Here is a 25,177-nt window from a genome sequence, read left to right as displayed (position 1 = left end):
CTGTCGCCGCATGGCGACGGAAAGCGCGGTTTTCGGCCGCCGGCGTCGCCGATTGCGCCCGCCCGCGCCCCGACACCCCGCCAAGTGCTTGTCGCCACTGGCCTTTTCCAGACTGGCCCAGGGTTTGCACTAGGAGGGGATGACCCGTTGTCCGAGGGCTCGTCTTGCTGTCCTGTTCTTTGCCGCGCTGGGATGCCTGCTGAGCACCTCTGCGCGTGCCGCCTGGGGCTTCGAGCAGGTGGCCGAGCTGGCCCGTGCGCGTGCCGCGGTGCCGTTCCAGCCCGCCAGCACCAGCTTGCCCGCCGAGCTCGCGGCGCTCGACTACGACGGCCTGCGTGACATCCGCTTCCGGCCCGAGCGCGCCCAGTGGCACGACGGCGCGGCGCCGTTCGAGGCCATGTTCTTCCACCGCGGCCGCTACCACCCGGAGCCGGTGCGCATCCACGAGGTGGACGCGGATGGCACGGCGCGCACCATCCCCTGGCGGGCCGCGGACTACGACTACGGCGCCAACCGGCTGCCGACCCAGGACTGGCCCGACCTGGGCCATGCGGGCTTTCGCGTCCACTACCCGCTGAACACGCCGGCCTACAAGGACGAGCTGGTCGTCTTCCTCGGCGCGAGCTACTTCCGCGCGCTCGGCGCCGGCCAGCAATACGGCCTGTCGGCGCGCGCGCTGGCCATCGACACGGTTGGCGCCGCCGGCCCCGAGGAGTTCCCGCGCTTCACCGATTTCTGGCTCGAGCGGCCCGGCCCCGGCGCCAGGCAACTCGTGATCCATGCCCTGCTGGATTCGCCGCGCGCGGCCGGCGCCTACCGCTTCACCATCACGCCCGGCACGCAGACCACCATGGAGGTGCGCGCCCGGCTGTTCCTGCGCGCGAGCGACCGGCCGGTGGCCACGCTGGGCATCGCGCCGCTCACCAGCATGTTCCTGTTCGGCGAGAACCAGCCGCGCGCCGGCGACTTCCGGCCCGAGGTGCACGACTCCGACGGCCTGATGATCGCCAGCGCCGGCGGCGAGTGGCTGTGGCGCCCGCTGCAGAACCCGCGCGAGCTGCTCGTCACCAGCTTCGCCTTCGACGGCCTGCGCGGCTTCGGCCTGATGCAGCGCGACCGCGCATTCGCCAGCTACGAGGACACCGAGGCCCGCTACGACCGCCGTCCGAGCGCCTGGGTGCGCCCGCTCGGCGACTGGGGCCCGGGCCGGGTCGAGCTGGTGCAGCTGGCCACGCCCGACGAGACCCACGACAACGTGGTGGCGTACTGGGTGCCGGCGCGCCTGCCCGCCCCCGGCGAGCCGTTCGACTACGCGTACGAGCTGGCCTGGCAGGGCGATGCGCAGCAGCGCCCGCCCGGCGCGTGGGTGACGCAGAGCCGCCGAGGCCTCGGCTACCACCGCGCCGACGAAGCGGCCGCCCTGGCCGGCAGCGTGCAGTACGTCCTCGACTTCACCGGGCCGGCGCTGGACGCGCTGGCGCCGGATGCGCCCGTGCGGCCGGTGGCCACCGCCGACGCCAACGGCCGCATCGAACAGCAACTCGCGTGGTTCAACCCCGCCACGCGCTCCTGGCGCGCAGTGATCCGCTTCCGGCCCGTGGACCCCGCCCGGCCGGTCGAACTGCGCGCCTTCCTCCAACACGGCAACGACATCGTGAGCGAAACATGGACCAACATCGTGCTACCCGACACCGCCCGCTGAGGCGGGCCAGCGAGGCCGATGCCGGCGGCGGCGCGGCGCTCGCGCACCGCCCCCTGCCGCGCCGCAGCCCGGCGCGCGAGGAGCGCCACCCCAATTCGGTGACGGCGCCGCCGATCCACCGCGGCTCGATGCCCACGCACCCGTGGCAGGGCTTCTGGCCCGGCCTGGCCGCTGGCTTGCTGGGCCTGGTCCGGGGCCCGGCCGGCCACGGCGCGCGGGGCGTGCGCCCGGCGCCGCAGCCGTGGGAGCGCGCCGCGACGCGCCGCCGCGCGGCGTTCCTGGCCATCGCGGTGCTCAGCAGCATCGCGGCCACGGTGCTCTTCGCCAACGCGCGGCCGGACGACACCTCGCCCGGGCTGAAGTTCGCGCAGGTGGCGCTGTTCGCCGCGCTGTCGGCCTGGGTGGTGACCGGCTTCGTCACCGCGCTCATGGGCTTCTGGGTCACGCTGCGCGGCGACCGCCACGGCCTATCGGCGCGCTCGGTGCAGGATCGCCCGCTCGCCCCCGACGTGCGCACCGCACTGGTGATGCCGATCTGCGAGGAGCATGTGGCAACCGTCTTCGCCGGCCTGCGCGCGACCTGCGAGTCGCTCGCCGCCACCGGGCGCTCGGCACAGTTCGACGTCTTCGTGCTGTCCGACAGCAGCGCGCCGGCGACGGTCGCGGCCGAGCGGGCCGCCTGGGAGGAACTGCGCGCCGCGCTGGCCGCGCAGCCGGGCACGCCGGTGGAGGTCTACTACCGCCACCGCGCCCGCCGCACGCACCGCAAGGCGGGCAACGTCGCCGACTTCTGCCGCCGCTGGGGCAAGGACTACCGCTACATGGTGGTGCTCGACGCCGACAGCGTGATGAGCGGCGACTGCGTGGTGACGCTGGCCAAGCTGATGGAGGCCCACCCGCGCGCCGGCATCATCCAGACGGCCACCCAGCCGATCGGCCACGTCACGCTGCATGCGCGGGCGCAGCAGTTCGCCGCCCGCGTGACCGGCCGCCTGTTCACGCTCGGCCTGCAGTTCTGGCAGCTGGGCGAGTCGCACTACTGGGGCCACAACGCCATCCTGCGCGTCGAGCCGTTCATGCGCCACTGCGGCCTCGCGCCGCTGCCCGGCCGCGGCGGCCTGTCCGGCGGGATCATGTCGCACGACTTCGTCGAGGCGGCGCTGATGCGCCGCGCCGGCTACCACGTGTGGCTGGTGCCGGACCTGGCCGGCAGCTACGAGCAGCAGCCCCCGGACCTGCTGTCCGAGCTGCAGCGCGACCGCCGCTGGTGCCAGGGCAACCTGCAGAACGCGCGCCTGATCGCCGAGCCCGGCATGCACCGGGTGCACCGCGCGATGTTCGCGATCGGCGCCATGTCGTACCTGTCCGCGCCGCTGTGGCTGGCGTTCCTGGTCTCCGGCGCGGCGCTGTGGATGTCGGGCGGGCCGCTGCTGGGGGACATCGGCGCGTCGCCGACCGAACTGGTGGCGTTGTGGCTGTGGGCGCTGTGCATGCTGTTCCTGCCGCGCGTGCTCGGCATCGCCGCCGTCGTGCTGCGCGGCGAGCAGGCCGAGTTCGGCGGCCTGTCGCGGCTGGTCGGCGGGGCGGCGTTCGAGACCGGGCTAGCCCTGCTGCAGGCGCCGGTGCGGATGCTGGCGCACTCGCTGTTCGTGGTGGTCGCCCTCACCGGCATCAAGCTGCACTGGACCTCGCCCCCGCGCGAGGCGAGCGGCCTCGGCTGGGCCGATGCGGCGTCGCGGCTGCTGCCGCTGACCGGAACCGTGGCGGCGCTGGCGGCTTGCATCGCCTGGTTCGATCCGCACGCGGTCGCCGCGCTGCTGCCGGTGGCCGTGCCGCTGCTGCTGTCGGTGCCGGTGGCCGTCCTCACCAGCCACGTGGAGCTCGGCACGGCCGCACGCGCGCGCGGGCTGCTGCTGATCCCGGAGGAAACCTGGTCGCCCGCCGTGTTGCGGCGGGCCCGCCTGCACGCCGGCCGCGCGGCGCGCCTGCTGCGCGCGGCTTGAGCGCCGCCCTTACTCGATGCGGGCGCCGGACGCCTTGACCAGCGCGCCGGCCGACTCGTAGTCGGCCCGCAGCAGCTTCTGGAACTCCTCGGCGCCCATCGCGGGCCCGGTCTCCACGCCCAGGCGGGTGAGCCGCTCCTGCACCGCCGGGTCGGCCAGCACCTTCTGCATCGCCGCGTTGAGGCGATCGAGTTCGGCCTTGGGCATGCCCGCCGGCGCGAGCAGGCCGATCCACGAATCGAACTTGTAGCCCGGCACGCCGGCCTCGGCCGCCGTGGGCAGCTCGGGCAGGAAGCGCGAGCGCTTCTCGCCGGTGTACGCCAGCAGCTTGATGCGCGAATCCTGCTTGAACGGCGTGATGCCGATGACAGCTGACGTGACGCCCTGCACGCGGCCGGCCAGCACCTCGTTGACCGCGTCGCCGGTGGACTTCATCGGCACGTGCTGCATCTCCACGCCGGCCTTGGCCAGGAAGTAGGCCATGCCCAGGTGCGTGGCGCTGCCGTTGCCCGCCGAGGCGTAATTGAGCTGGCGCGGCTTGCTCTTGACCAGCTTGACGTAGTCGGCGAGCGAGTTGACGCCCAGGTTGCCCGGGGCGGCGATCACGTAGCCGGAGTTGCCGATGTAGGCCACGCCGCTGAAGTCCTTCACCGGGTCGTACGGCAGCTTGCTGTACAGGTGCCCGGCCAGGGTGTGGCTGGCCGCGGCCAGCACCAGCGTGTTGCCGTCCGGCGCCGACTTGGCGACCTGGGCGGTCCCCACGGTGCCGCCCGCGCCGGGGCGGTTCTCCACCACCACGGCGGCGCCGAGCGCCTGGCCCAGTTCGCTGTTGAAGGTGCGGGCCACGGTGTCCTGCACGGCGCCGGGACCGAACGGCACGACGATGCGGATCACCCGCTCGGCGTGCGCCGGCGCGGCGGCTGCGGTGCAGAAGGCGAGCGCCAGGGTGGCGCGAACGAAAGTGCGGCGATGGGTCATGATGCTCCTCAGGGCTGGGCCAACCACTTCTGCGCCAGCCGCACGAAGTAGCTGGCACCGATCGGGATGATCTCGTCGTTGAAGTCGAACGAGGTGTTGTGGATGATGCAAGGACCGGGCCCGTGGTCGGGCAGCCGGTGCCCGCCGTCGCCGTTGCCGATGAACGCATAGCAACCGGGCTTGACCCGCAGCATGTGGGCGAAGTCCTCGGCGCCCATCACCGCCGGGAAGTCCTCGTCGACCTGGCCGGCGCCGACCACCTCGCGCATCACCTCGGCGGCAAAGCGCGCCTCGCGCTCGTGGTTCACCACCGGCGGCGAGGCGCGGCGGAACATCACCTCGGCACGGCAGCCGTGCGCGGCCGCGATGCCTTCCGCGATCCGCCGCAGGCCGGCCTCGATCTTGTCGGTGGCGTCCTCCGAGAACGTCCGCACGGTCCCGCCCACCCACGCCTCGTCCGGAATGACGTTGGGCGCGCCGGAGCCCTGGATCTGCGTGACCGCGAGCAGCGCCCGCTCGCGCGAGTCGATCACCTTGGGCACCAGCGTCTGCAATTGCTGGCCCAGGTCGATCACCGCGGCCACCGGGTCGATGCCGGTGTGCGGCATCGACGCGTGCGTGCCCCGGCCGTGGATCGTCACCTTCCAGGTGTTGCTGGAGGCCATCAGGGCGCCATGGTTGACGGCGAAGTGGCCCACGCCCTCGATCGCGAAGTTGTGCAGCGCGAACACCGCGTCGCACGGGAAACGCTCGAACAGGCCGTCCTGGATCATCTTGAGCGCGCCGGCCTTGCCCATCTCCTCGGCCGGCTGGAAGATGAAGTTCACCGTGCCGTCGAAGTCCCTGGAACGGGACAGGTGCCACGCGGCGGCCAGCAGCATCGTGGTGTGGCCGTCGTGGCCGCAGGCGTGCATGCGGCCGTCGTGCTGCGAGCGGTGCGGGAACCGGTTTTCTTCCTGCAGCGGCAGCGCGTCCAGGTCGGCCCGCAGGCCGATGGTGCGCTTGCCGGCGCCGCAGCGCAGCACGCCCACCACGCCGGTGCCGGCCACGCCGGTGTGGACCTCGAGGCCCCACTCCTGCAGCAGCTCGGCCACGATCCTGGACGTGCGGTGTTCCTCGAACCCGAGCTCGGGGTGGGCATGGATGTCGCGGCGCAGCGCGACGAAGCGCGAGATGTCCGCGAAGCTGTCGACGATGTTCATGGCGCCGCAGGATACGGCAGATTGGCGGTCAGCCCGCCCAAGGTGCCTGAAACCGCGGCGGTCTGCCCCCTCTCCCCCTCGGGGGAGAGGGCTGGGGTGAGGGGGTTCCTGATGCCGGCGAAGCCGTTCTGAGCCCCGCGGGCTCAGAACGGCAGCTTCGGCATGCCGCCGCCTTTTCCACCGCCCATCTTCTTCATCAGCTTCATGAGGCCGCCGCCCTTCATCTTCTTCATCATCCCCTGCATCTGCTCGAACTCGTTGAGCAGGCGGTTGACCTCCTGTACCTGCACGCCGGCGCCGGCGGCGATGCGGCGCTTGCGGGTGGCCTTGATGATCTCGGGCTTGCGCCGCTCGGCCGCGGTCATCGAGCAGATGATGCCTTCCTTGCGCCGGATGTCGCGCTCGGCCTTGTCCATGTCGACCTGGCCGGCCTTGGCCTGGATCTGCGAGGGCATCTTCTCCATCAGCGTCGACAGGCCGCCCATCTGCTTCATCTGCTGGATCTGGGCCAGGAAGTCGTTCAGGTCGAAGCCGCCGCTCTTGACCTTGGCGGCCAGCTTCTGCGCCGCGGCGACGTCGACGTTGGCGGTGACCTGCTCGACCAGCGCGACGATGTCGCCCATGCCCAGGATGCGGCCGGCGTGGCGCTCCGCGTCGAACACCTCCAGGCCGTCGATCTTCTCGGACACGCCGGCGAACTTGATCGGCGCGCCGGTGATCTGGCGCACCGACAGGGCGGCGCCGCCGCGCGAGTCGCCGTCGAGCTTGGTGAGGATGATGCCGGTGAGCGGCAGCGCGTCCTTGAACGCCTTGGCGGTGTTGACCGCGTCCTGGCCCTGCATCGCGTCGACCACGTACAGCGTCTCCACCGGCTTGAGCGCGGCGTGCAACTCGCGGATCTCGCGCATCAGCGCCTCGTCGATGGCCAGGCGGCCGGCCGTGTCGACGATCAGCACGTCGAAATACTGCTTGCGCGCGTGGTCCAGCGCGGCCAGCGCGATGTCCAGCGGCTTCTGCTCCGGCGAGCTCGGGAACCACTCGGCCCCGGCCTGCCGGGTCACGGTCTTGAGCTGCTCGATGGCCGCGGGCCGGTAGACGTCGCCCGAGACGGTCAGCACCTTCTTCCTGCGCTTGTCGATCAGGTGCTTGGCCAGCTTGGCCGTGGTGGTGGTCTTGCCGGCGCCCTGCAGGCCCGCCATCAGGATCACCGCCGGCGGCTGGGCCGCCAGGTTGATGTCGGCCACGCCCTCGCCCATGGTCGCGACGAGCTCGCGGTGCACGATGCCCACCAGCGCCTGGCCGGGGTTGAGCGAGCCCACCACCTCCTGGCCCAGCGCCTTCTCGCGCACCCGGGCGACGAAGTCGCGCACCACCGGCAGCGCCACGTCGGCTTCCAGCAGGGCCATGCGCACTTCGCGCAGCATGTCCTGCACGTTGGCTTCGGTGATGCGGGCCTGGCCCCGCATTTCCTTGACCAGGCGGGACAGTTTGTCGGAGAGGGCGGACGCCATGTGTGTGGGGGTTGCCGGAAGGGCTGGTGAGCGCCGGACATGGAAGAGTCCGGCGGGGCAGGGACTACACTGCGGACCATGATTCTAGCCAGTGGCATCAGCGTGGGTGGGGGCCTGTCCCTCGCGGCGTCCGGCGCCTATGCGCTGCTCGCGGCCGCGGCGCACCGCCTCGACCAGCGCGCCGCGCGCTGGGTGCTGCTGCTGGCCTGGTTCCTCCATGCCGTGGTGCTGGGCTGGACGGTGCTGGGCGAGACGCCGCGGTTCGGCTTCGCGCCGGCGCTGTCGGTCACCGCCTGGCTGGTGCTGACCGTCTATGCGGTGGAGCGCGAGATGTTTCCGCAGCTGCCCGCGCGCTGGGCCCTGGCGGGCCTGGGCGGCGCCGCCGTGCTGCTCGCCTGGGCCTTTCCCGGCACCCCGCTGCACGTCTCGGCCTCGCCCTGGCTGCCGCTGCACCTGGCGCTGGGCGTGGCCTCCTACGGCCTCTTCGCCGCCGCCGCCGTGCATGCCTGGCTCATGCGCCGCGCCGAGCGCTCGATGCGGCAGGGCGCCGATCCGCGCACCGGCATCCCGCTGCTGACGCTCGAGCGCCTCACCTTCCGCTTCGCGGCCGCCGGCTTCGTCGTGCTGTCGGCCACGCTGCTGGCCGGTGTCGTGTTCCGCGAGTCGCTCGGCGAATGGCGCTGGGACCACAAGACCGTCTTCTCGGTGCTGGCCTGGGCGGCGTTCGCCGTGCTGCTGCTCGGGCGGGCCCGCTTCGGCTGGCGCGGCCGCACGGCGGTGCGGGTCCTGTACACGGGATCGGTGCTGCTGCTGCTCGCCTACGTCGGTTCGCGCTTCGTGCTGGAAGTGGTGCTGCGGCGCGCCGTCTGATGAAGTACCTGGTCCTCTTCCTTGTCCTGCTCGTGGCCTACATGGCCTGGCGTGGCGCCCGCACGCGCGAGCTCGACGCCGGCCGCGGCCGCCCCCCCGCCCCGCCGGCGCTGCCGCAGGACATGGTGCGCTGCCCGGTCTGCGCGGTGCACCTGCCGCGCAGCGAGGCGCAGGCCGGCGCGAGCGGCCGGTTGTACTGCTCCCACGAGCATCGCCTGGCCGGCGGCAACTGACCGTGGCGGCACTGGCCCCCGTCCCGCCTGCACCGCCTGCCGCGGACGCGGACGATTCGGCCTTCGTGCGCCTGTGGTTCGGGTTCGCCACCGCGCGCGTCGTCGTCGGCTTCGTGCTCGTCGGCCTGCTGGTGGGCCTGCACTACCTGAACGCCTCGCCCACGATTTCCGCCTGGGTGCTGGGCATGTGCGGCACCTACGTGCTCGCCGCGCTGGCGGTCCGGCTGCTGCTGCGGCCGGTGCGCCCCGGCCAGACCTTCGACCCGCAATGGGTCTCCAGCATCGGCATCGACATCCTCGTGTTCTCGGCGCTGCAGTTCCTGCAGGCCGGCGGCATCTACTTCGCGCCGCTGTTCGCCCTGCCGGTGCTGATGGCCTCGGTGCTCGGCTCGACCCTGCTCGCCCTGGGCACCGCCGCCGGCGTCGCGCTGCTGCTGCTGGCCGAGGCCTGGGTCCTCACGCTGCAGGCGCCCGGCGACTTCGCGCAGCGCTTCCTGCAGGCGGGGCTGACCGGCACCGGGTTCTTCGCCCTCGCCTTCCTCGCACACCAGCTGGCGCTTCGGCTCGCGCGCGAGGAAGAGGCGGCGCGCGCCGGCCGCAAGGCCGCCCTGATGCAGGCCCAGGTGAACCAGCTGGTGATCGACACGCTCGGCGACGGCGTGCTGGTGGTCGACGCGAGCGGCCAGGTGCACGCGGCCAACCCCGCCGCGCGCGACCTGCTCGGGCCCAGCCTCACCGCGCCCGTCGGCGGCCTGGCCTGGCTGCTCGCCGAGCCGGCCTGGAAGCCGCTGCTGGACCTGGCCAGGCGCACCTTCGAGCTGCACGGCCCACAGATGGCCGACATCGCCGTCGACCTCGAGGAGGGCTCCACGCGCCGCATGTTCGCGCGCACGCGGCTGAGCGGCGCCGACGGCGATTCGCTGTGCGTGATGTTCCTGCAGGACCTGCGCGAGCTGGAGGCGCGCATGCGCACCGAGAAGCTGGCCGCGATGGGCCGCATGTCCACCGCGGTGGCGCACGAGATCCGCAATCCGCTGGCCGCCATCACGCAGGCCAACGAGCTGCTGGAGGAAGACCTGCGGGAGCCCGGCCAGCGCCAGCTGAGCGCGCTGGTGCGCCAGAACGCGCAGCGGCTCGCCCGGATCGTCGAGGACATCCTGGACGTCGCGCGCGTCCAGCACCAGCCCGCCGGCCTGGGCGCGCCGACGCTGGAGCTGGACGCCGCCGTGCGCACCACCGGCGGCGACTGGGTGGCACAGAACCGCTGCGCCGACCGCGTGCGGCTGGTGCTCGAAGGCGGCCGCGCCACCGTGCTGTTCGAGCCCGACCACCTGCGCCGCGTGCTGGTCAACCTGCTGGACAACGCACTGCGCTACGCGTCGGGCCGCTTCGACGCGATCCAGGTCGCCACCGAGGGCGGCGAGTGCCCCACGCTCACCGTCTGGAGCGACGGCCCGGCCATCGAGACCGCGGTCGAACAGCACCTGTTCGAGCCGTTCTTTTCCTCCGAAAGCCGCTCCAGCGGGCTGGGCCTGTACATCTGCCGCCAGCTGTGCGAGCGCCATGGCGCCAGCATCGGCTACCGGCGCGGGCCGGCGCCGTCGGGGGACGGGCGCAACGGCAACGCGTTTTTCGTGGCTTTCCGCACGCGCGACCGGATTGCCGCAGCCCATCCGTTTGCCAGAATAGCGGCGTGAACCAGCAGGCGACCGCCCCGATCGCGCAGGTCCTGGTCGTCGACGACGAGCCGGACCTGCGCACCCTCTATGAGCTGACCCTGCTGCGCGAGGGCTACCACGTCGATGCGGCGGGCACGCTCGAGGACGGCTGGCAGCACCTGCAGGAGCGCCGTTTCGACGTCGTCATCACCGACATGCGGCTGCCCGACGGCATGGGGCTGGAGCTGCTGCAGCGCATGCAGTCGCAGCAGCGCCCCGAGCGCTGCATCGTGATGACCGCCTACGGCTCGGCCGAGAACGCGGTGGAGGCGCTCAAGGCCGGCGCCTTCGACTACCTCACCAAGCCGGTCGACCTGCGGCAGTTCCGCAGCGTCGTCGCCTCGGCGATCCAGGAGCGCCAGCCCGCCGGCGCGAGGGCGCGCGGCAACGGCGCCGCGCGGCCCGAGCGCGCTTCGCCCGCGGCCGGGCAGTCGGCGCTGGACCGGCTGGTGGGTGACTCGCGGCCCATGCAGCAGGTCAAGGACCGCATCGCCAAGGTGGCGCGCAGCATGGCGCCCGTGCTCGTGCGCGGCGAATCGGGCACCGGCAAGGAACTGGCGGCGCGCGCGCTGCACGCCTGCAGCCACCGGGGCGAGGGGCCGTTCGTGGCCGTCAACTGCAGCGCCATCCCCGAGGCGCTGCTGGAGGCCGAGTTCTTCGGCGCCCGCAAGGGCTCGTACACCGGCGCGACCGCCGACCGCGAGGGCTACTTCCAGGCCGCGCAGGGCGGCACGCTGTTCCTCGACGAGATCGGTGACCTGCCGCTGGCGATGCAGTCGAAGCTGCTGCGCGCCATCCAGGAGCGGCAGGTGCGGGCGCTGGGATCGACCCAGGAAGATGCGGTCGACGTTCGCATCGTCAGCGCCACCCACCGCGATCTCTCGGCCGACGTGGCCGGGGGCCGGTTCCGGCAGGACCTGTACTACCGGCTGAACGTGATCGAGCTGGTCATGCCGCCGCTGCGCGAGCGGCGCGAGGACCTGCCGGCGCTGTGCGAGGCGCTGCTCGCGCGCATCGCGCACGACTCGGGCATGCCGGTGCCGCCGCTGTCGCCGGGCGTGCTCGATCAGCTGGCGGCCCACCCGCTGCCCGGCAACGTGCGCGAACTCGAGAACCTGCTGCACCGCGCGGCGGCGCTGTCGGACGGCACGGCGCTGCAGGTCGACGCGATCCTGTGCGGCGCCCCGGCTGCGGCCGCGGCGGCCGTGCCCGCGGCCGGTGCGCCGCCACGCGCCGCATCGGCCGCTGTCCCGTCGGACCTGCAGGGCTACCTCGACCAGCAGGAGCGCGAGATCCTCGTGCGCGCCCTGCAGGAAACCGGCTTCAACCGCACGGCGGCCGCGCAGCGGCTCGGACTGAGCCTGCGGCAGATCCGCTACCGCATCGCGCGCCTGGCCATCACGGTGCCCGGCGGCGAGGACCCGAATGACAACGCCGGCGCCTGACGACGCGCTCTGGGCGGGCGGCTGGTACCGCTTCGCGCGCCGGCTCGACTCGCCCAACTTCGGCCCGAGGCCGGTGCAGTCGGTGGTCGACCTGATCGTGCTGCATTCGATCAGCCTGCCGCCCGGCCGGTACGGCGGCGACGAGGTGCAGGCGCTGTTCACCAACACGCTGGACTGGAGCGCCCACCCGTACTTCCGCAGCATCGAGGGGATGCAGGTCTCGTCGCACTTCTACATCCGCCGCGGCGGCGAGCTGTGGCAGTTCGTCAGCTGCGACGACCGTGCCTGGCATGCCGGCGCGTCCTGCTGGCGCGGCCGCGACAACTGCAACGACGACTCCATCGGCATCGAGCTGGAGGGGCTCGAGGGCGAGTCCTTCGAGCCCGCGCAGTACGAAGCGCTGGCAGGCCTGTGCGCGGCGATCGCGCAGCGCTATCCGGTGCTGCACGTGGCCGGCCACGAGCACATCGCCCCGGGCCGCAAGAAGGACCCGGGACCCGGCTTCGACTGGCTCCGCCTGCAGCGCAGCCTGGGCTGGGACACCTCGGTTTTTCCCTAGGTTTGCGCACCGCTGTTGCCGCGGCGCGACCACTACATCTAGTGGCTTGTGCTTGCGCGCAGCGCTAGATATAGTGGCTCGCAGAGGAAGGAAGGACATCGCCATGGCAGCACGCGCGACCCGCCGCATCCAGCGGCCCAGCGGAACCGACCGACCGGCCCGCGCCCTCCTCCAGCTCAACCGCATCCCGGCCTGAATCGACGCCGCTTCCGCGCGCCCGTGCGGCAGCCCCGTTCCATTCCACCCACCGGCTGTCCACACCTTGTGCACCGACAACCCACCGGTTGACCACTACCTATAGCGCTTGCATCGCGATCGGACCCTACATATAGTGCCCCAACGCGACTGAAGCGATTACACTCCCGCCTCCCCGAGAGACAACCACCCGCAAGAAGGACCTCCATGCAAACTGCCCAAGGCATCGCCAGCACGCCGAACCAACCGCTGACCGCGACGGCGCTGGAAGCAGGACACGTGCAGGGCACGTCGCCGCTGAACCACTACCAGATCATCCGCCGCAACGGCGCGGTGGTCCCGTTCGAGCCGAACAAGATCGCCATCGCCATGATGAAGGCATTCCTGGCCGTGCACGGCACGCAGGGCGCCGCGTCGGCCAGCGTGCGCGAGACCGTCGACACGCTGACGCAGCAGGTCGTGCGCGCCCTGGTGCGCTCGCGCCCGGGCGGCGGCACGTTCCACATCGAGGACGTGCAGGACCAGGTCGAACTGGGCCTGATGCGCGGCGGCCACCACGACATCGCCCGTGCCTACGTGCTGTACCGCGACCGCCGCGCGCAGGAGCGCGCCAAGCAGGGCACGCCGGCCGTGGCCGAAGCGCCCGTCATCCACGTCACCGACGGCGGCCAGCGCATCCCGCTGGACCTGGGCCAGCTGCAGGCGCTGATCGAGGACGCCTGCGCCGGCCTGTCGGCCGACGTGAAGGCCGACCCCATCGTCGCCGAGACGATGCGCAACCTGTACGACGGCGTGCCGATCGACGAGGTCTACAAGGCCTCTATCCTGGCCGCCCGCACGCTGATCGAGAAGGACCCCGACTACACCTACGCCACCGCCCGGCTGCTGCTGCACACCATCTTCAAGGAGGTGCTGGGCCGCGACGTCACCCCGGGCGAGGCCGCGCAGGCCTACGCCGACTACTTCCCCGGCTTCATCAAGAAGGGCGTGGACGCCGAGCTGCTCAACCCCGAGCTGCTGCAGTACGACCTGCGCAAGCTGGGCGCCGCGCTCAAGCCCGAGCGCGACCTGAAGTTCGACTACCTGGGCCTGCAGACGCTGTACGACCGCTACTTCCTGCACGTGCGCAAGACCCGCATCGAGCTGCCGCAGGCGTTCTTCATGCGCGTGGCCATGGGCCTGGCCCTGAACGAGATCGACCGCGAGACCCGCGCGATCGAGTTCTACGAAGTGCTGTCCAGCTTCGACTTCATGTCGTCCACCCCGACCCTGTTCAACAGCGGCACGCTGCGCTCGCAGCTGTCGTCCTGCTACCTCACCACGGTGCCGGACGACCTGGACGGCATCTACGAGTCGATCAAGGAGAACGCGCTGCTGTCCAAGTTCGCCGGCGGCCTGGGCAACGACTGGACCCGCGTGCGGGCGCTGGGCTCGCACATCAAGGGCACCAACGGCGAATCGCAGGGCGTGGTGCCGTTCCTGAAGGTGGTCAACGACACCGCCGTGGCCGTCAACCAGGGCGGCAAGCGCAAGGGCGCCGTCTGCACCTACCTGGAGAGCTGGCACCTGGACATCGAGGAATTCCTCGAGCTGCGCAAGAACACCGGCGACGACCGCCGCCGCACCCATGACATGAACACGGCGAACTGGATTCCCGACCTGTTCATGCGCCGGGTGATGGAAAAGGGCGAGTGGACGCTGTTCTCGCCCTCCTCCGTGCCCGATTTGCACGACAAGTTCGGCGCCGAGTTCGAGAAGGCCTACGTCGCCTACGAGGACAAGGCCCGGCGCGGCGAGATCAAGCCCAGCAAGACGGTGCCGGCCACCGACATGTGGCGCAAGATGCTCTCGATGCTGTTCGAGACCGGCCATCCCTGGATCACGTTCAAGGATGCCTGCAACGTGCGCTCGCCGCAGCAGCACGCCGGCGTCGTGCACTCGTCCAACCTGTGCACGGAGATCACGCTCAACACCAGCGACACCGAAACCGCGGTGTGCAACCTGGGCTCGGTCAACCTGCTGCAGCACCTGAAGGACGGCCAGGTCGACCAGGACAAGCTGAAGAAGACCATCTCCACCGCGATGCGGATGCTCGACAACGTGATCGACATCAACTACTACGCGGTCAAGAAGGCGCGCGACTCCAACATGCGCCACCGCCCGGTCGGCCTGGGCGTGATGGGCTTCCAGGATGCGCTGTACGAACTGCGCATCCCCTACGCCTCCCAGGAGGCCGTCGACTTCGCCGACCGCTCCATGGAGGCGGTCTGCTACCACGCCTACTGGGCCTCGACCGAGCTGGCCCGCGAGCGCGGCCGCTATTCCAGCTACAAGGGCTCGCTCTGGGACAAGGGCATCCTGCCGCTGGACACGCTGGAGCTGCTGGCCCAGGCCCGCGGCGGCTACGTCGAGGTCGACCGCTCGGCCTCCCTGGACTGGGACGCCCTGCGCCGCAAGATCGCCGCCGACGGCATGCGCAACTCCAACTGCGTCGCCATCGCCCCGACCGCCACGATCTCCAACATCATCGGCGTGGACGCCTCGATCGAGCCGTGCTTCGGCAACCTGTCGGTCAAGTCCAACCTGTCCGGCGAATTCACGGTGATCAACCACTACCTAGTGCGCGACCTGAAGCGCCTGGGCCTGTGGGACGACGTGATGGTCATGGACCTGAAGCACTTCGACGGCTCGCTGCGCCCGATCGACCGCGTGCCGCAGGAGGTCAAGGCCCTGTACGCCACCGCCTTCGAGGTCGAGCCGGTGTGGCTGGTCGAAGCCGCCGCGCGCCGCCAGAAGTGGATCGACCAGGCCCAGTCGCTGAACATCTACATGGCCGGCGCCTCGGGCAAGAAGCTGGACGACACCTACAAGCTCGCCTGGCTGCGCGGCCTGAAGACCACCTACTACCTGCGCACCATCAGCGCCACGCACGCGGAGAAGTCCACCGTGCAGTCGGGCCGCCTCAATGCGGTGGCCTCGGGCGGCGCCAACGGCGGCATGTCCGCGCTCGATGCGGCGGCCGCGGCCGCGCAGGCACAGATGGACGCCACGCCGGCGACCGACATCAAGTTCTGCGCGATCGACGACCCGACGTGCGAGGCTTGCCAATAAGTCGATGAAGGAGGTATCGGCGTTCTCCGACAGGACGCCGATGCAAACGAGCAACACAATCGCGCCGTGATGTGAACGGACACTTTTCAATACACATCACTGCTCTGATAATCCGAGCACTGGAAAACACATGCTGACCTGGGACGACGAAGTCAAGCCCACATCGCCGACGCCCGCAAGCAGCGGTTCGAACTGGAACCGCGAGGTGACCCATTCACCCCTGGCGCAGGCAGCCCTCCAGCCCGTCACCCCGATCCGCACGCTCAGCGACGGCGCCGCCCTGCCGGTGCAGCCGCCTGCCCGGTCCGCGGGTGCCGCGGTGGCGCCGACCCAGCGCCGCGTGAACGCGGCCGACAAGCGCATCATCAACGGCCAGACCGACGTCAACCAGCTGGTGCCGTTCAAGTACAAGTGGGCCTGGGAGAAGTACCTGGCCACCTGTGCCAACCACTGGATGCCGCAGGAAGTGAACATGACGCGCGACATCGCGTTGTGGAAGGACCCCAACGGCCTGACCGAGGACGAGCGCCGCATCATCAAGCGCAACCTCGGCTTCTTCGTCACCGCCGACTCGCTGGCCGCCAACAACATCGTGCTGGGCACCTACCGCCACATCACGGCGCCCGAATGCCGCCAGTTCCTGCTGCGCCAGGCGTTCGAGGAGGCGATCCACACCCACGCGTACCAGTACATCGTGGAGTCGCTGGGCCTGGACGAGAGCGAGATCTTCAACGCCTACAACGAGGTCCAGTCGATCCGCGACAAGGACCAGTTCCTGATCCCCTTCATCGAGGCGATCATGGACCCGAACTTCCACACCGGCACGCCCGAGAACGACCAGAAGCTGCTCAAGAGCCTGATCGTCTTCGCCTGCCTGATGGAAGGCCTGTTCTTCTACGTCGGCTTCACCCAGATCCTGGCGCTGGGCCGGCAGAACAAGATGACCGGTGCTGCCGAGCAGTACCAGTACATCCTGCGGGACGAGTCGATGCACTGCAACTTCGGCATCGACCTGATCAACCAGCTGAAGCTGGAGAACCCGCACCTGTGGACGGCCGATTTCAAGGCCGAGATCCGCGGCCTGTTCCAGAAGGCCGTCGAGCTCGAATACCGCTATGCCGAGGACACCATGCCGCGTGGCGTGCTGGGCCTCAATGCCTCCATGTTCAAGGGCTACCTGCGCTACATCGCCAACCGGCGTGCCACGCAGATCGGCCTGGAAGCGCTGTTCCCCAACGAGGAGAACCCCTTCCCGTGGATGAGCGAGATGATTGACCTGAAGAAAGAGCGCAACTTCTTTGAAACCCGCGTGATCGAGTACCAGTCGGGTGGCGCGCTTTCCTGGGATTGAAGGCGACTGCGACGTAGTTTGGGTTCGTGAGATTCGCCCGCACCGTCGACCGGCCGACAAGAGCCGGCGCCGTGCGGGCCACGGTGTTCATGTGGCTGGGCCGAGGCCCAACCGCATGGATCGCTTGGCGCCACCAACAAGGCGCCGAGTGCTTCTTTCGTTGATGTTGATGTCAACTTGAACAGGAGAATGGAAATGGCAACTGCAAAGAAAGCCGCGAAGAAAGCCCCGGCCAAGAAAGCCGCCGCCAAGAAGGCACCGGCCAAGAAGATGACGGCGAAGAAGGCCCCGGCCAAGAAGGCCGCAGCCAAGAAGGCGCCGGCGAAGAAGGCCGCCGCCAAGAAGGCTCCGGCGCGCAAGGTCGCGGCCAAGAAGGTCGCAGCCAAGAAGGCCCCGGCGAAGAAGGCGACCGCGAAGAAGACCGCGGCCAAGAAGGCCCCCGCGAAGAAGGCGGCGGCGAAGAAGACCACCGCCAAGAAAGCCGCGAAGAAGACCACCGCGAAAAAGGCGGCGAAGAAAGCGCCTGCGAAAAAGGCCGCGAAGAAGGCTGCGAAGAAGCCGGCTGCGAAAAAGGCCGCCAAAGCCCCTGCTGCCAAGCCCGCTGCAGCGCCCGCTGCCGCGGCCCCGGCCGCGCAGACGACGCTGAACCCGCAGGCCGCCTGGCCCTTCCCGACGGCTTCCAAGCCCTGAGGGACATCGCCCGGGGAGCGCTGCGCGTTCCCCGGGTGCTTGTTCAGCCACCCCCAAGCCAGGCTCCGCCTGGCTTTTTTCATGGCCGCGCGCGAAGCCGTCCTGCACCCGCCGGCGCGACGCGGCGCCACACTCGCCGCATGCCGCAGGACCTCCAGCCCGACCTCTTCGGCACGCCTGCGCCGGCCCCCCACCTGCCCGAGGGCCTGCGTTACGAGCCCGAGTTCCTCACGCCCGCCGAGGAAGCCGCGCTGCTGCAGTGCATGGAGCGCGTGCCGCTCGAGCCGATGCAATACCAGGGCTTCACCGCGCTGCGCCGCGTGGCCAGCTACGGCGGCAGGTACGACTTCAGCGCCCAGCGCCTCGAGGCGGCCGAGCCCCTGCCCGACTGGCTGCAGCCCCTGCGCGAGAAGGCCGCCCGCTGGTTGGGCATCGACCCGCAGCGGTTCACGCAGGCCCTGGTGGCCGAATACCGGCCTGGCACGCCGCTCGGCTGGCACCGCGACGTGCCCGACTTCGAGGACGTGGTCGGTGTGTCGCTGCGGTCCGGAGCGACGCTGCGATTTCGGCCCTACCCGCCGCGCGAGCCCAGACGCACCGGCGTGCTCAAGCTCACCTTGGCGCCGCGATCGGTCTACCTGCTGCGCGGGCCCGCGCGCTGGGCCTGGCAGCACAGCGTGGCGCCGACCCAAGCGCTTCGCTACTCGATCACCTTGCGCACGCCGTCGCAGCGGCGCTGAGGGTCAGTGCTGGCCGCCGGCGAGCGCGATGCGCCGGCGCAGCCGCTCGGCCTCGTCGTTCGCGCCGCGCTGCTCCGCGAGCCGCAACTGCGCCCCCAGCCAGGCGAGCAGCGGACGCCGCCAGCCTTGCGCCGAGGCCGTGTCGACCGCCAGCTGCAGCACGTCCGGTCCGGCACGGCCGGCGCGCACCGCGACCCCCGCGGCGACGAGCCGCGACAGCGGGTCGGCCACCGCCGCGAGGGCGGCCGCATTCGCCTGGCCGGCGACGCCCCGGTAGCGCGCCGGCAGCAGGTCGGCCTGCACGGCCTCGCCCGCCAGGTAGGCGGCATAGGCGCGCTCGGCCGCGCCGCTGTCGGCGCGCAGCGGCTCGAACCCCGTGCACGGCTCGAACGCCAGGCTGGCGACCTGCAGCGCGCAGCGCGTGAGTTCCGCCCGCGCGACCAGCGAGGCCTGCCCGGTGGAGGACAGCGAGTGGCGCGCGCGCGCGAACTCGGCGTCGGCCGCGCGCGTCTCGCCGGCCAGGAACGCCTGCTCGTAGCGCTCGAGCGAGCCGTGCGCGCCGACCTGCCAGTCGGGCGCCTGCGGCCGGCTGCCGCAGCCGGCCAGCAATGCCGCACCCACCACGAGCAGCGCGAGCCTCATGGCAGCCGGATCTCCGTGTCGCGGGCGAACGGCCACTTGCGGTTGATCTCGTTGATGAGAGAGTCGATCTTGCGCAGGTTCGCCTCGACCTCGCCGCGCAGCGCGCCCAGGTCCTGCGTGGCGCCACGCACGTTCGCGCCCACGCCCTGCGCCTCGACCAGCACGGCGTCGACCTTCTTCAGGCTGCTGCGCGTGTCCGCCAGCAGTCCGTTCAGCTGCACCACCGTGGAACGCGCCTCGCGCACCAGGCCCTCCGGCCCGAACACCTGGGCGTCCGCCCGGCCGGCCATGGCGTCGATGCGCGCCAGCAGCGCATTGGTGCGATCCAGGGTCGCCACCAGCTTGCGGGCATCGTTCTCGTTGCCCAGCAGCACGCCGAGCGCGCCTTGCGGGCCCCTGAGCTTCTCGGTCACCGCCTGCACGTTGGCGATGCTGCTGCGAAGCGCCGCATCCTGCGCGGTGATGGCGCTGAGGTTCTCGAGCACCTCGCGCGCCGAGGAGATCACGCGCGGCAGTTCGGCCGTGGCGTCGCCGCGCAGCACCGGCCGCTCGGCGCCGTCGGGCAGCACGGGATCGGTCAGGATGCCGGAGAACGCGCGCAGCGCCGGGCTGCCGACCAGGCCGCGCTCGAGCGTGAACACGCTGCTGGTGCGCAGCCAGTGGGCATCCTTGCGGGCCACGTCGACCAGCAGGCGCACGTCGCCGGCGGGGGCGAGTTCGACCCGGCGCACGCGCCCGATCGGAAACCCCGAGAAGGTCATGTCCATGCCCACGAACACGCCTTCGGAGTTCTCGGTGATCAGCACCAGGCGCTGCGTCGACTCGAACACGCCCCGGGCGTACAGCAGGTACAGCGCCGAGCCCGCGATCAGCAGGACGGTGAAGATCAGCAGCAGCCGCGCCTTGAGGGCCAGGTGCGGCACCGGCGCGGCCGAAGCCGGCTCGGAATCCTGCAGGGGCGTGTCGTCGTCCATCAGTAGTAGTTGCCCACCAGCGACAACGCCTCGAGCAGCAGCAGCACGGCGAACATCCGCACCAGGCCCTGCAGCGCCGCGTGTTCCCGCGATTCGCGGCGGCCCGTCTGCGCGGCGCCCGAGACCATCGGGATGAAGGCCACCGCGGCGCTGAAGAAGACGGTCTTGATCACGAATATCAGCGCCACCGAGGGCGTGAACACGTGGCCGAACATGCGCGTGTACGCGGCCAGCCCGGCGGGCGTGGAACCGTAGACGGCCAGGTAGGCCAGCACCGTGGCCACCACGCAGCTCAGGGCCGCCAGCGTGACCGTGCAGAAGGCCCCGGCCAGCACGCGGGGCAGCACCTCCTCGACGACCGGGTCGCGGCCGCGGCGGCGCAGCGCGTCGAAGCGCCCGCGCAGCCGCATCTCGGCCAGGGCGGCGCCGTTCGGGATGGTGCAGCGCAGCGCGACGAACAGCGCCGCGGTCAGCGGAATGAGTTCGAGCACCAGCACGCGCACGACCATCTCCAGGGCGTACTGCGACAGCCCGTAGCTGCGCGCCGTGACCACGACGATGCGCGTGATCACCAGCGTGAGCAGCGCCGCGAGCACGCAGAACCCCGGCAGGATCGGCGCGGTGTCGAGCCAGGTGTGGCGGGCCAGCGCCGCGCGCATGGTCGCCGTGCGGTAGCTCGAAGGCGACATCGCCAGCACCGCGACCATGGCGCCGAACTTCAGCCGGCTCCAGGCGTTGCCCAGCCACTGCAGCAGCGTGAGGCCGCCGAGCGTCTGCGGCTTGCGGAGCGGGGCCGTGGTCATGCGGCGGATGATAGCGGTGCGGTGCCGCAAACGCCCAGCCACCGGTGCGCTGGGCGGGCCACAATCGTGGCGGCCCCGCACCGCCCCGGCAGTTTCAGCAGCGGGCGGCCGCGGCCCGTGTCGACCGGAAGGACCCCAGCGATGAGCGGCAAGCATGCCTATGACCTGTTCGTGATCGGCGGCGGCAGCGGGGGCGTGCGCGCGGCGCGCATGGCCGCCCAGCGCGGCGCGCGGGTGGCGCTGGCGGAGGCGGCCGCGCTGGGCGGCACGTGCGTGAACGTCGGCTGCATCCCCAAGAAGCTCTACAGCTACGCGGCGCATTACAGCCAGGACTTCCGCGATTCCGCGGGCTTCGGCTGGGACGTGCCGGCGCCGCGGTTCGACTGGCACCGGCTGCGGGCCAACCGGGCGCAGGAGATCGGGCGCCTGAACCGCGTCTACGACAAGCTGCTGCACGACGCCGCCGTGCACATGGTGCGCGGCTGGGCCAGCCTGCTCGATGCCCACACCATCCAGGTCCGCAACGCGCACGGCGCACAGACGTTCACCGCGCGGCACATCCTCGTGGCCACCGGCGGCACGCCCACCGTGCCCGCCGTGGCCGGCGCGCAGCTGGGCGTGAGCTCGGACGCGATGTTCGACCTGGAGCCTTTCCCGCACCGGCTGGTGGTGGTCGGAGGCGGCTACATCGCCTGCGAGTTCGCCTCCATCTTCCATGGGCTGGGGGCGAAGGTGCACCTCCTGTACCGCGGCGAGCAGATCCTGCGCGGCTTCGACGACGAGATCCGCCGGCACGTGGCCGACGGGATGGCGCGCGACGGCATCGACCTGCGGCTGCGCACCGAGGCCGAGTCGCTCACCCGCACCGCGCACGGCATCGACGTGCTGCTGCAGGACGGCCACCGGCTGCACGCCGACGCCGTGCTGTTCGCCACCGGCCGGGTGCCGAACGTGAGCGGCCTGGGACTGGACGCGGCGGGGGTGCGGCAATCCGCCGACGGCGCCATCGAGGTCGACCGCCACTACCGCACGTCGGTGCCCTCGATCTACGCGGTGGGTGACGTCACGGCCCGCGTGCAGCTCACGCCCGTGGCCCTGGCCGAGGCGATGGCGGTGGTCGACCACCTCTATGGCGACGGGCGCCGCGACGTGGATTACGAGGTCGTTCCCACCGCGGTGTTCACGCACCCCAACGTCGGCACGGCCGGACTCACCGAGCAGCAGGCGCGCGAGCGGTTCGCAGCGGTGCGGATCTTCCGCAGCGAGTTCAAGCCGCTGCGGCACACGCTCTCGGGCAGCAGCGAGCGCTGCCTGATGAAGCTGGTGGTCGATGCGGCGAGCGATCGCGTGGTCGGCCTGCACATGGTCGGACCCGACGCGGGCGAGATCGTGCAGGGCTTCGCGGTGGCGATGCGCGCGGGGGCGACCAAGGCGGTGTTCGACGGCACCCTGGGCATCCACCCGACGCTGGCCGAGGAGTTCGTCACCATGCGCGAGCCGGTGCGCTGAAGCGCGCGCCAAAGAAAAACGCCGGCGGCCCTTGCGGGCCCCGGCGTCCTTGCACTCCCTGATTCGTGCCGTCAGTTGTACGGGCGACCGTAGGCCCGGGTGAGCGGCGCCGACTTGGCGTCTTCCTCGGGCGGCAGGTAGATCGTGGTGCGATCGATCTTGGAGTCGTAGGCGGCGAGTTCGGCACTGGCGCTGCGAATCACGGCCCGATCCAGCGGATGGCATTGGCGCTGGCTCAGTTTGGAGAGCTGCTCGGACTTGTCGATCATCTCCCGCACGGCCGCCGCATCCATCATCAGGGCGAACGGATTGGCTGCGAATGCTGCTGTCGTCATGCTCTCACTCCTATCGAAATTCTGGGTGTGTTCGTCGGTGGGCAGACTGTCGCCGCTGGGCCAGCTTTGTAACGTCAGGTGAGTTCGTTACACCTTGTAGGACGCTTCCGTACGGCCCCGAGGCCCGTCGCGGCGATGGCTCGAGCGCGCTGCACAATGCCATCCATGCCCTTCATGCCGCCGTTCATCGCGCCCACGCGCCACAGCGATCCGGAGGGCGCGCTCGCCCAGGTCCGCACCATCTACACGCAGCAGATCGAGCACCTTCGCCGCGCCATGCAGCGCTTCGTGGCGGGCGACACGCTGCCGGGCCACGTGCGCGCGTGCTACCCCTTCGTGCGCATCCAGACCGAGACCGCGATCCCGCAGGACGTGCTGGAGAACCTGGGCCTGAGCTACGGCTTCGTCTCCGGCGCCGGCCGCTTCGAGACCACGCTCACGCGGCCCGACCTGTACGCGAACTACTACCTCGAGCAGTTCCGCCTGCTGCGGCAAAGCCACGGCGTGGAGCTCGAGGTGGGCACGAGCACCGAGCCGATCCCGGTGCATTTCTCGTTCGCGGAGAACGACCACATCGAAGGCACGCTCAGTCCCGCGCGGCGCGCCATGCTGCGCGACCTGTTCGACCTGCCCGACCTGCACGCGATGGACGACGGCATCGCCAACGGCACCTGGCGCGCCCACCCCGCCGAGCCTCACCCGCTGGCACTGTTCACGGCCTCGCGCGTCGACTACTCGCTGCAGCGGCTGCGCCACTACACGGGCACCGCGCCGGACTGGTTCCAGAACTTCGTCCTGTTCACCAACTACCAGTTCTACATCGACGAATTCGTGCGGCTCGGCCACGAGGCGATGGCCGACCCGGAGAGCGACTACACCGCGTTCGTCGAGCCGGGCAACGTGGTCACGCGCCGCGCGGGCCTGGCGGCCGACGCGGCCGGCGTGCCGCAGCCGGGCGGCGCGGCGCCGCCGCGGCTGCCGCAGATGCCGGCCTACCACCTGATGCGGGGCAACCACGCCGGCATCACCATGGTCAACATCGGCGTCGGGCCGGCCAACGCCAAGACCATCACGGATCACATCGCGGTGCTGCGCCCGCACGCCTGGCTGATGCTCGGGCACTGCGCGGGCCTACGCAGCAGCCAGCAGCTGGGTGACTACGTCCTCGCGCACGCCTACGTGCGCGAGGACCACGTGCTGGACGAGGAGCTGCCCATCTGGGTGCCGATCCCGGCGCTGGCGGAGATCCAGCTCGCGCTGGAAAAGGCGGTGGCCGACGTCACGCAGTGCCAGGGCGCCGACCTCAAGCGCATCATGCGCACCGGCACGGTGGCCAGCACCGACAACCGCAACTGGGAACTGCTGCCCGGCAACGAGCCGCAGCGGCGCTTCAGCCAGAGCCGCGCGGTGGCGCTGGACATGGAGAGCGCCACGATCGCGGCCAACGGCTTTCGCTTCCGCGTGCCCTACGGCACGCTGCTGTGCGTGAGCGACAAGCCGCTGCACGGCGAGATCAAGTTGCCGGGCATGGCCAACCAGTTCTACCGCGAGCGCGTCGACCAGCACCTGCGCATCGGGATGCGCGCCATCGAGATCCTGCGCGCCGGCGGCAGCCAGCGCCTGCACAGCCGCAAGCTGCGCAGCTTCGACGAAGTCGCCTTCCAGTGACTACAGCGGGCTGGTCGCGCCCGCGACCTGGCCCATGGCCTCGCCCAGCCGCACGGCGCGGGTGGGCGCCCAGTCGGCGGCGAAGGTGACGATGTCCTTGGGGAACAGCATCACCACCGTGGAGCCGAGCAGGAAGCGGCCCATCTCCTGGCCCTTGCGCAGCACGATGTCCTGGCCCGCATAGTCCCAGCTGCGGATGTCGGGCGTGCGCGGCGGGTTCACGACCCCGTGCCACACGGTGGCGACGCTGCCCACGATGGTCGCGCCGACCAGCACGTTCACGAACGGACCGAAGTCGGTGTCGAACACGCAGACGACCCGCTCGTTGCGGGCGAACAGGCCCGGCACGTGGCGCGCCGTGAGCGGATTGACCGAGAACAGGTCGCCGGGCACATAGACCATGCGCACGAGCCGGCCGTCGCAGGGCATGTGGATGCGGTGGTAGTCCTTGGGCGCCAGGTACAGGGTCGCGAAATGGCCGTGGTCGAACCGGCGCGCCAGCGCCGCGTCGCCACCGAGCAGGGCCGTCGTCGAGTAGCTGTGGCCCTTGGCCTGGAAGATCTGGTCGTGCTCGATGGGGCCGAACTGGCTGATCGCCGCATCGACCGGGCACACCAGGCTGGCGTCGGCCAGCGGGCGCGCGCCCTCGCGCAGCGGCCGGGTGAAGAACTCGTTGAAGCTGGCGTAGCTGTCGATCCGCGGGTCGGCCGCTTCGGCCATGTTCACACCGTAGTGGGCAATGAAGCGGCGGATGATCCAGTGGGTGAACGCGCCGCCACGCAGGCTGGCGAGCTTGCCCATCAGGATGGTGAGCAGCTTCTTGGGCAGCAGGTACTGCTGCTGGATGGCGAGCGGTGGGAACAAGCGGGCTTTCGCGGAAGGGGAAGAAAAAAATTCTAAGCGGCGCCGGGGGCGGCGCGGGACCGCTGCTGACAAAA

The 25,177-nt window shown here is 70.8% G+C and carries 21 protein-coding genes; 13 read left to right on the top strand and 8 right to left on the bottom strand.

The genetic code is table 11. From position 1 onward, the window contains the following. Window positions 1-139 precede the first annotated feature (139 nt). Together AC3ANR_RS03160 and mdoH are read left to right on the top strand one after the other, a co-directional pair. Window positions 140-1,702, top strand: a complete 1,563-nt coding sequence (locus AC3ANR_RS03160; RefSeq protein WP_488290427.1) for a glucan biosynthesis protein G — start codon at window positions 140-142, stop codon at window positions 1,700-1,702. Then, the gene (mdoH, locus tag AC3ANR_RS03155; protein WP_488290426.1) at window positions 1,666-3,705 is read left to right on the top strand and encodes a glucans biosynthesis glucosyltransferase MdoH; all 2,040 of its coding nucleotides are present in this window, start codon (window positions 1,666-1,668) and stop codon (window positions 3,703-3,705) included. Before AC3ANR_RS03160 ends, mdoH begins: the two co-directional genes overlap by 37 nt. A 9-nt stretch (window positions 3,706-3,714) precedes the next feature. Here the strand turns inward: mdoH and AC3ANR_RS03150 are convergent, their stop codons facing one another. The 3 genes from AC3ANR_RS03150 to ffh form a co-directional block, all read right to left on the bottom strand. Continuing rightward, on the bottom strand, window positions 3,715-4,683 hold the full coding sequence (locus AC3ANR_RS03150) for a tripartite tricarboxylate transporter substrate binding protein (protein WP_488290425.1): 969 nt from the start codon (window positions 4,681-4,683) through the stop codon (window positions 3,715-3,717). An 8-nt stretch (window positions 4,684-4,691) separates the two neighbouring features. Next, the gene (locus AC3ANR_RS03145; RefSeq protein WP_488290424.1) at window positions 4,692-5,885 is read right to left on the bottom strand and encodes a M20 aminoacylase family protein; all 1,194 of its coding nucleotides are present in this window, start codon (window positions 5,883-5,885) and stop codon (window positions 4,692-4,694) included. Window positions 5,886-6,028: 143 nt separating this feature from the next. Beyond that, a complete protein-coding gene (ffh, locus tag AC3ANR_RS03140; protein ID WP_488290423.1) occupies window positions 6,029-7,396 on the bottom strand; it encodes a signal recognition particle protein in 1,368 nt (455 codons plus the stop codon). 78 nt (window positions 7,397-7,474) lie between these two features. On the opposite strand from ffh, the gene AC3ANR_RS03135 reads away from it, so the two are divergent. The 9 genes from AC3ANR_RS03135 to AC3ANR_RS03095 all read left to right on the top strand — a co-directional run bounded on the left by AC3ANR_RS03135 (window position 7,475) and on the right by AC3ANR_RS03095 (window position 18,308). Continuing rightward, complete coding sequence (locus AC3ANR_RS03135) at window positions 7,475-8,266, top strand: cytochrome C assembly family protein (protein WP_488290422.1); 792 nt, start codon at window positions 7,475-7,477, stop codon at window positions 8,264-8,266. Beyond that, window positions 8,266-8,499 carry a PP0621 family protein gene (locus tag AC3ANR_RS03130; RefSeq protein WP_488290421.1) on the top strand — a complete coding sequence of 78 codons (234 nt, stop codon included), beginning with the start codon at window positions 8,266-8,268 and terminating at the stop codon, window positions 8,497-8,499. The genes AC3ANR_RS03135 and AC3ANR_RS03130 overlap by 1 nt, the downstream gene beginning before the upstream one ends. A 65-nt stretch (window positions 8,500-8,564) precedes the next feature. Continuing rightward, window positions 8,565-10,196: a sensor histidine kinase gene (locus AC3ANR_RS03125; protein WP_488290420.1), complete on the top strand. Its 1,632-nt coding sequence runs from the start codon at window positions 8,565-8,567 to the stop codon at window positions 10,194-10,196. Then, window positions 10,193-11,662 carry a sigma-54-dependent transcriptional regulator gene (locus tag AC3ANR_RS03120; protein ID WP_488290419.1) on the top strand — a complete coding sequence of 490 codons (1,470 nt, stop codon included), beginning with the start codon at window positions 10,193-10,195 and terminating at the stop codon, window positions 11,660-11,662. Before AC3ANR_RS03125 ends, AC3ANR_RS03120 begins: the two co-directional genes overlap by 4 nt. Next, window positions 11,643-12,221 (top strand): 1,6-anhydro-N-acetylmuramyl-L-alanine amidase AmpD, encoded by a 579-nt coding sequence (gene ampD, locus AC3ANR_RS03115; protein WP_488290418.1) that lies wholly within the window; start codon window positions 11,643-11,645, stop codon window positions 12,219-12,221. The genes AC3ANR_RS03120 and ampD overlap by 20 nt, the downstream gene beginning before the upstream one ends. Window positions 12,222-12,623: 402 nt before the next feature. Continuing rightward, window positions 12,624-15,527: a ribonucleoside-diphosphate reductase subunit alpha gene (locus AC3ANR_RS03110; RefSeq protein ID WP_488290417.1), complete on the top strand. Its 2,904-nt coding sequence runs from the start codon at window positions 12,624-12,626 to the stop codon at window positions 15,525-15,527. Window positions 15,528-15,657: 130 nt separating this feature from the next. After that, window positions 15,658-16,878: a ribonucleotide-diphosphate reductase subunit beta gene (locus tag AC3ANR_RS03105; RefSeq protein ID WP_488290416.1), complete on the top strand. Its 1,221-nt coding sequence runs from the start codon at window positions 15,658-15,660 to the stop codon at window positions 16,876-16,878. A 195-nt stretch (window positions 16,879-17,073) separates the two neighbouring features. Beyond that, on the top strand, window positions 17,074-17,568 hold the full coding sequence (locus AC3ANR_RS03100) for a histone H1-like DNA-binding protein (protein ID WP_488291743.1): 495 nt from the start codon (window positions 17,074-17,076) through the stop codon (window positions 17,566-17,568). Between the two features lie 140 nt (window positions 17,569-17,708). Next, on the top strand, window positions 17,709-18,308 hold the full coding sequence (locus tag AC3ANR_RS03095) for an alpha-ketoglutarate-dependent dioxygenase AlkB (protein ID WP_488290415.1): 600 nt from the start codon (window positions 17,709-17,711) through the stop codon (window positions 18,306-18,308). 3 nt (window positions 18,309-18,311) lie between these two features. On the opposite strand, the gene AC3ANR_RS03090 is transcribed toward AC3ANR_RS03095, so the two are convergent. Genes AC3ANR_RS03090 through AC3ANR_RS03080 form a run of 3 tightly spaced genes read right to left on the bottom strand, consistent with a single transcriptional unit; the run spans window position 18,312 to window position 20,727 of the window. Next, window positions 18,312-18,950 (bottom strand): hypothetical protein, encoded by a 639-nt coding sequence (locus tag AC3ANR_RS03090; protein WP_488290414.1) that lies wholly within the window; start codon window positions 18,948-18,950, stop codon window positions 18,312-18,314. Continuing rightward, entirely contained in the window at window positions 18,947-19,924 is a 978-nt protein-coding gene (locus AC3ANR_RS03085; RefSeq protein ID WP_488290413.1) for an MlaD family protein, read from the bottom strand. Before AC3ANR_RS03085 ends, AC3ANR_RS03090 begins: the two co-directional genes overlap by 4 nt. Beyond that, window positions 19,924-20,727: an MlaE family ABC transporter permease gene (locus tag AC3ANR_RS03080; RefSeq protein ID WP_488290412.1), complete on the bottom strand. Its 804-nt coding sequence runs from the start codon at window positions 20,725-20,727 to the stop codon at window positions 19,924-19,926. Before AC3ANR_RS03080 ends, AC3ANR_RS03085 begins: the two co-directional genes overlap by 1 nt. Before the next feature lie 141 nt (window positions 20,728-20,868). Here AC3ANR_RS03080 and gorA point away from each other — a divergent pair, with 141 nt between their 5' ends. Then, on the top strand, window positions 20,869-22,236 hold the full coding sequence (gorA, locus tag AC3ANR_RS03075; protein WP_488290411.1) for a glutathione-disulfide reductase: 1,368 nt from the start codon (window positions 20,869-20,871) through the stop codon (window positions 22,234-22,236). A gap of 71 nt (window positions 22,237-22,307) precedes the next feature. Here gorA and AC3ANR_RS03070 read toward each other — a convergent pair whose 3' ends face one another. After that, window positions 22,308-22,571 (bottom strand): hypothetical protein, encoded by a 264-nt coding sequence (locus AC3ANR_RS03070; RefSeq protein WP_488290410.1) that lies wholly within the window; start codon window positions 22,569-22,571, stop codon window positions 22,308-22,310. Between the two features lie 165 nt (window positions 22,572-22,736). Between AC3ANR_RS03070 and AC3ANR_RS03065 the strand changes: the two genes are divergently transcribed. Continuing rightward, a complete protein-coding gene (locus AC3ANR_RS03065; protein WP_488290409.1) occupies window positions 22,737-24,239 on the top strand; it encodes an AMP nucleosidase in 1,503 nt (500 codons plus the stop codon). Here the strand turns inward: AC3ANR_RS03065 and asd are convergent, their stop codons facing one another. Further along, complete coding sequence (asd, locus tag AC3ANR_RS03060; RefSeq protein ID WP_488291742.1) at window positions 24,240-25,040, bottom strand: archaetidylserine decarboxylase; 801 nt, start codon at window positions 25,038-25,040, stop codon at window positions 24,240-24,242. Window positions 25,041-25,177 lie beyond the last annotated feature (137 nt).

Source organism: Ramlibacter sp. JJN2-2R (assembly GCF_057747835.1).
This window is presented reverse-complemented; position numbering and strand designations above follow the sequence as displayed.

Coding starts and splice junctions, on each gene's coding strand:
- AC3ANR_RS03160 (WP_488290427.1), top strand. CDS start 140: ATGACCCGTTGTCCGAGGGCTCGTCTTGCTGTCCTGTTCTTTGCCGCG.
- mdoH (WP_488290426.1), top strand. CDS start 1,666: ATGGACCAACATCGTGCTACCCGACACCGCCCGCTGAGGCGGGCCAGC.
- AC3ANR_RS03150 (WP_488290425.1), bottom strand. CDS start 4,683: ATGACCCATCGCCGCACTTTCGTTCGCGCCACCCTGGCGCTCGCCTTC.
- AC3ANR_RS03145 (WP_488290424.1), bottom strand. CDS start 5,885: ATGAACATCGTCGACAGCTTCGCGGACATCTCGCGCTTCGTCGCGCTG.
- ffh (WP_488290423.1), bottom strand. CDS start 7,396: ATGGCGTCCGCCCTCTCCGACAAACTGTCCCGCCTGGTCAAGGAAATG.
- AC3ANR_RS03135 (WP_488290422.1), top strand. CDS start 7,475: ATGATTCTAGCCAGTGGCATCAGCGTGGGTGGGGGCCTGTCCCTCGCG.
- AC3ANR_RS03130 (WP_488290421.1), top strand. CDS start 8,266: ATGAAGTACCTGGTCCTCTTCCTTGTCCTGCTCGTGGCCTACATGGCC.
- ampD (WP_488290418.1), top strand. CDS start 11,643: ATGACAACGCCGGCGCCTGACGACGCGCTCTGGGCGGGCGGCTGGTAC.
- AC3ANR_RS03110 (WP_488290417.1), top strand. CDS start 12,624: ATGCAAACTGCCCAAGGCATCGCCAGCACGCCGAACCAACCGCTGACC.
- AC3ANR_RS03105 (WP_488290416.1), top strand. CDS start 15,658: ATGCTGACCTGGGACGACGAAGTCAAGCCCACATCGCCGACGCCCGCA.
- AC3ANR_RS03100 (WP_488291743.1), top strand. CDS start 17,074: ATGGCAACTGCAAAGAAAGCCGCGAAGAAAGCCCCGGCCAAGAAAGCC.
- AC3ANR_RS03095 (WP_488290415.1), top strand. CDS start 17,709: ATGCCGCAGGACCTCCAGCCCGACCTCTTCGGCACGCCTGCGCCGGCC.
- AC3ANR_RS03090 (WP_488290414.1), bottom strand. CDS start 18,950: ATGAGGCTCGCGCTGCTCGTGGTGGGTGCGGCATTGCTGGCCGGCTGC.
- AC3ANR_RS03085 (WP_488290413.1), bottom strand. CDS start 19,924: ATGGACGACGACACGCCCCTGCAGGATTCCGAGCCGGCTTCGGCCGCG.
- AC3ANR_RS03080 (WP_488290412.1), bottom strand. CDS start 20,727: ATGACCACGGCCCCGCTCCGCAAGCCGCAGACGCTCGGCGGCCTCACG.
- gorA (WP_488290411.1), top strand. CDS start 20,869: ATGAGCGGCAAGCATGCCTATGACCTGTTCGTGATCGGCGGCGGCAGC.
- AC3ANR_RS03070 (WP_488290410.1), bottom strand. CDS start 22,571: ATGACGACAGCAGCATTCGCAGCCAATCCGTTCGCCCTGATGATGGAT.
- AC3ANR_RS03065 (WP_488290409.1), top strand. CDS start 22,737: ATGCCCTTCATGCCGCCGTTCATCGCGCCCACGCGCCACAGCGATCCG.
- asd (WP_488291742.1), bottom strand. CDS start 25,040: ATGGGCAAGCTCGCCAGCCTGCGTGGCGGCGCGTTCACCCACTGGATC.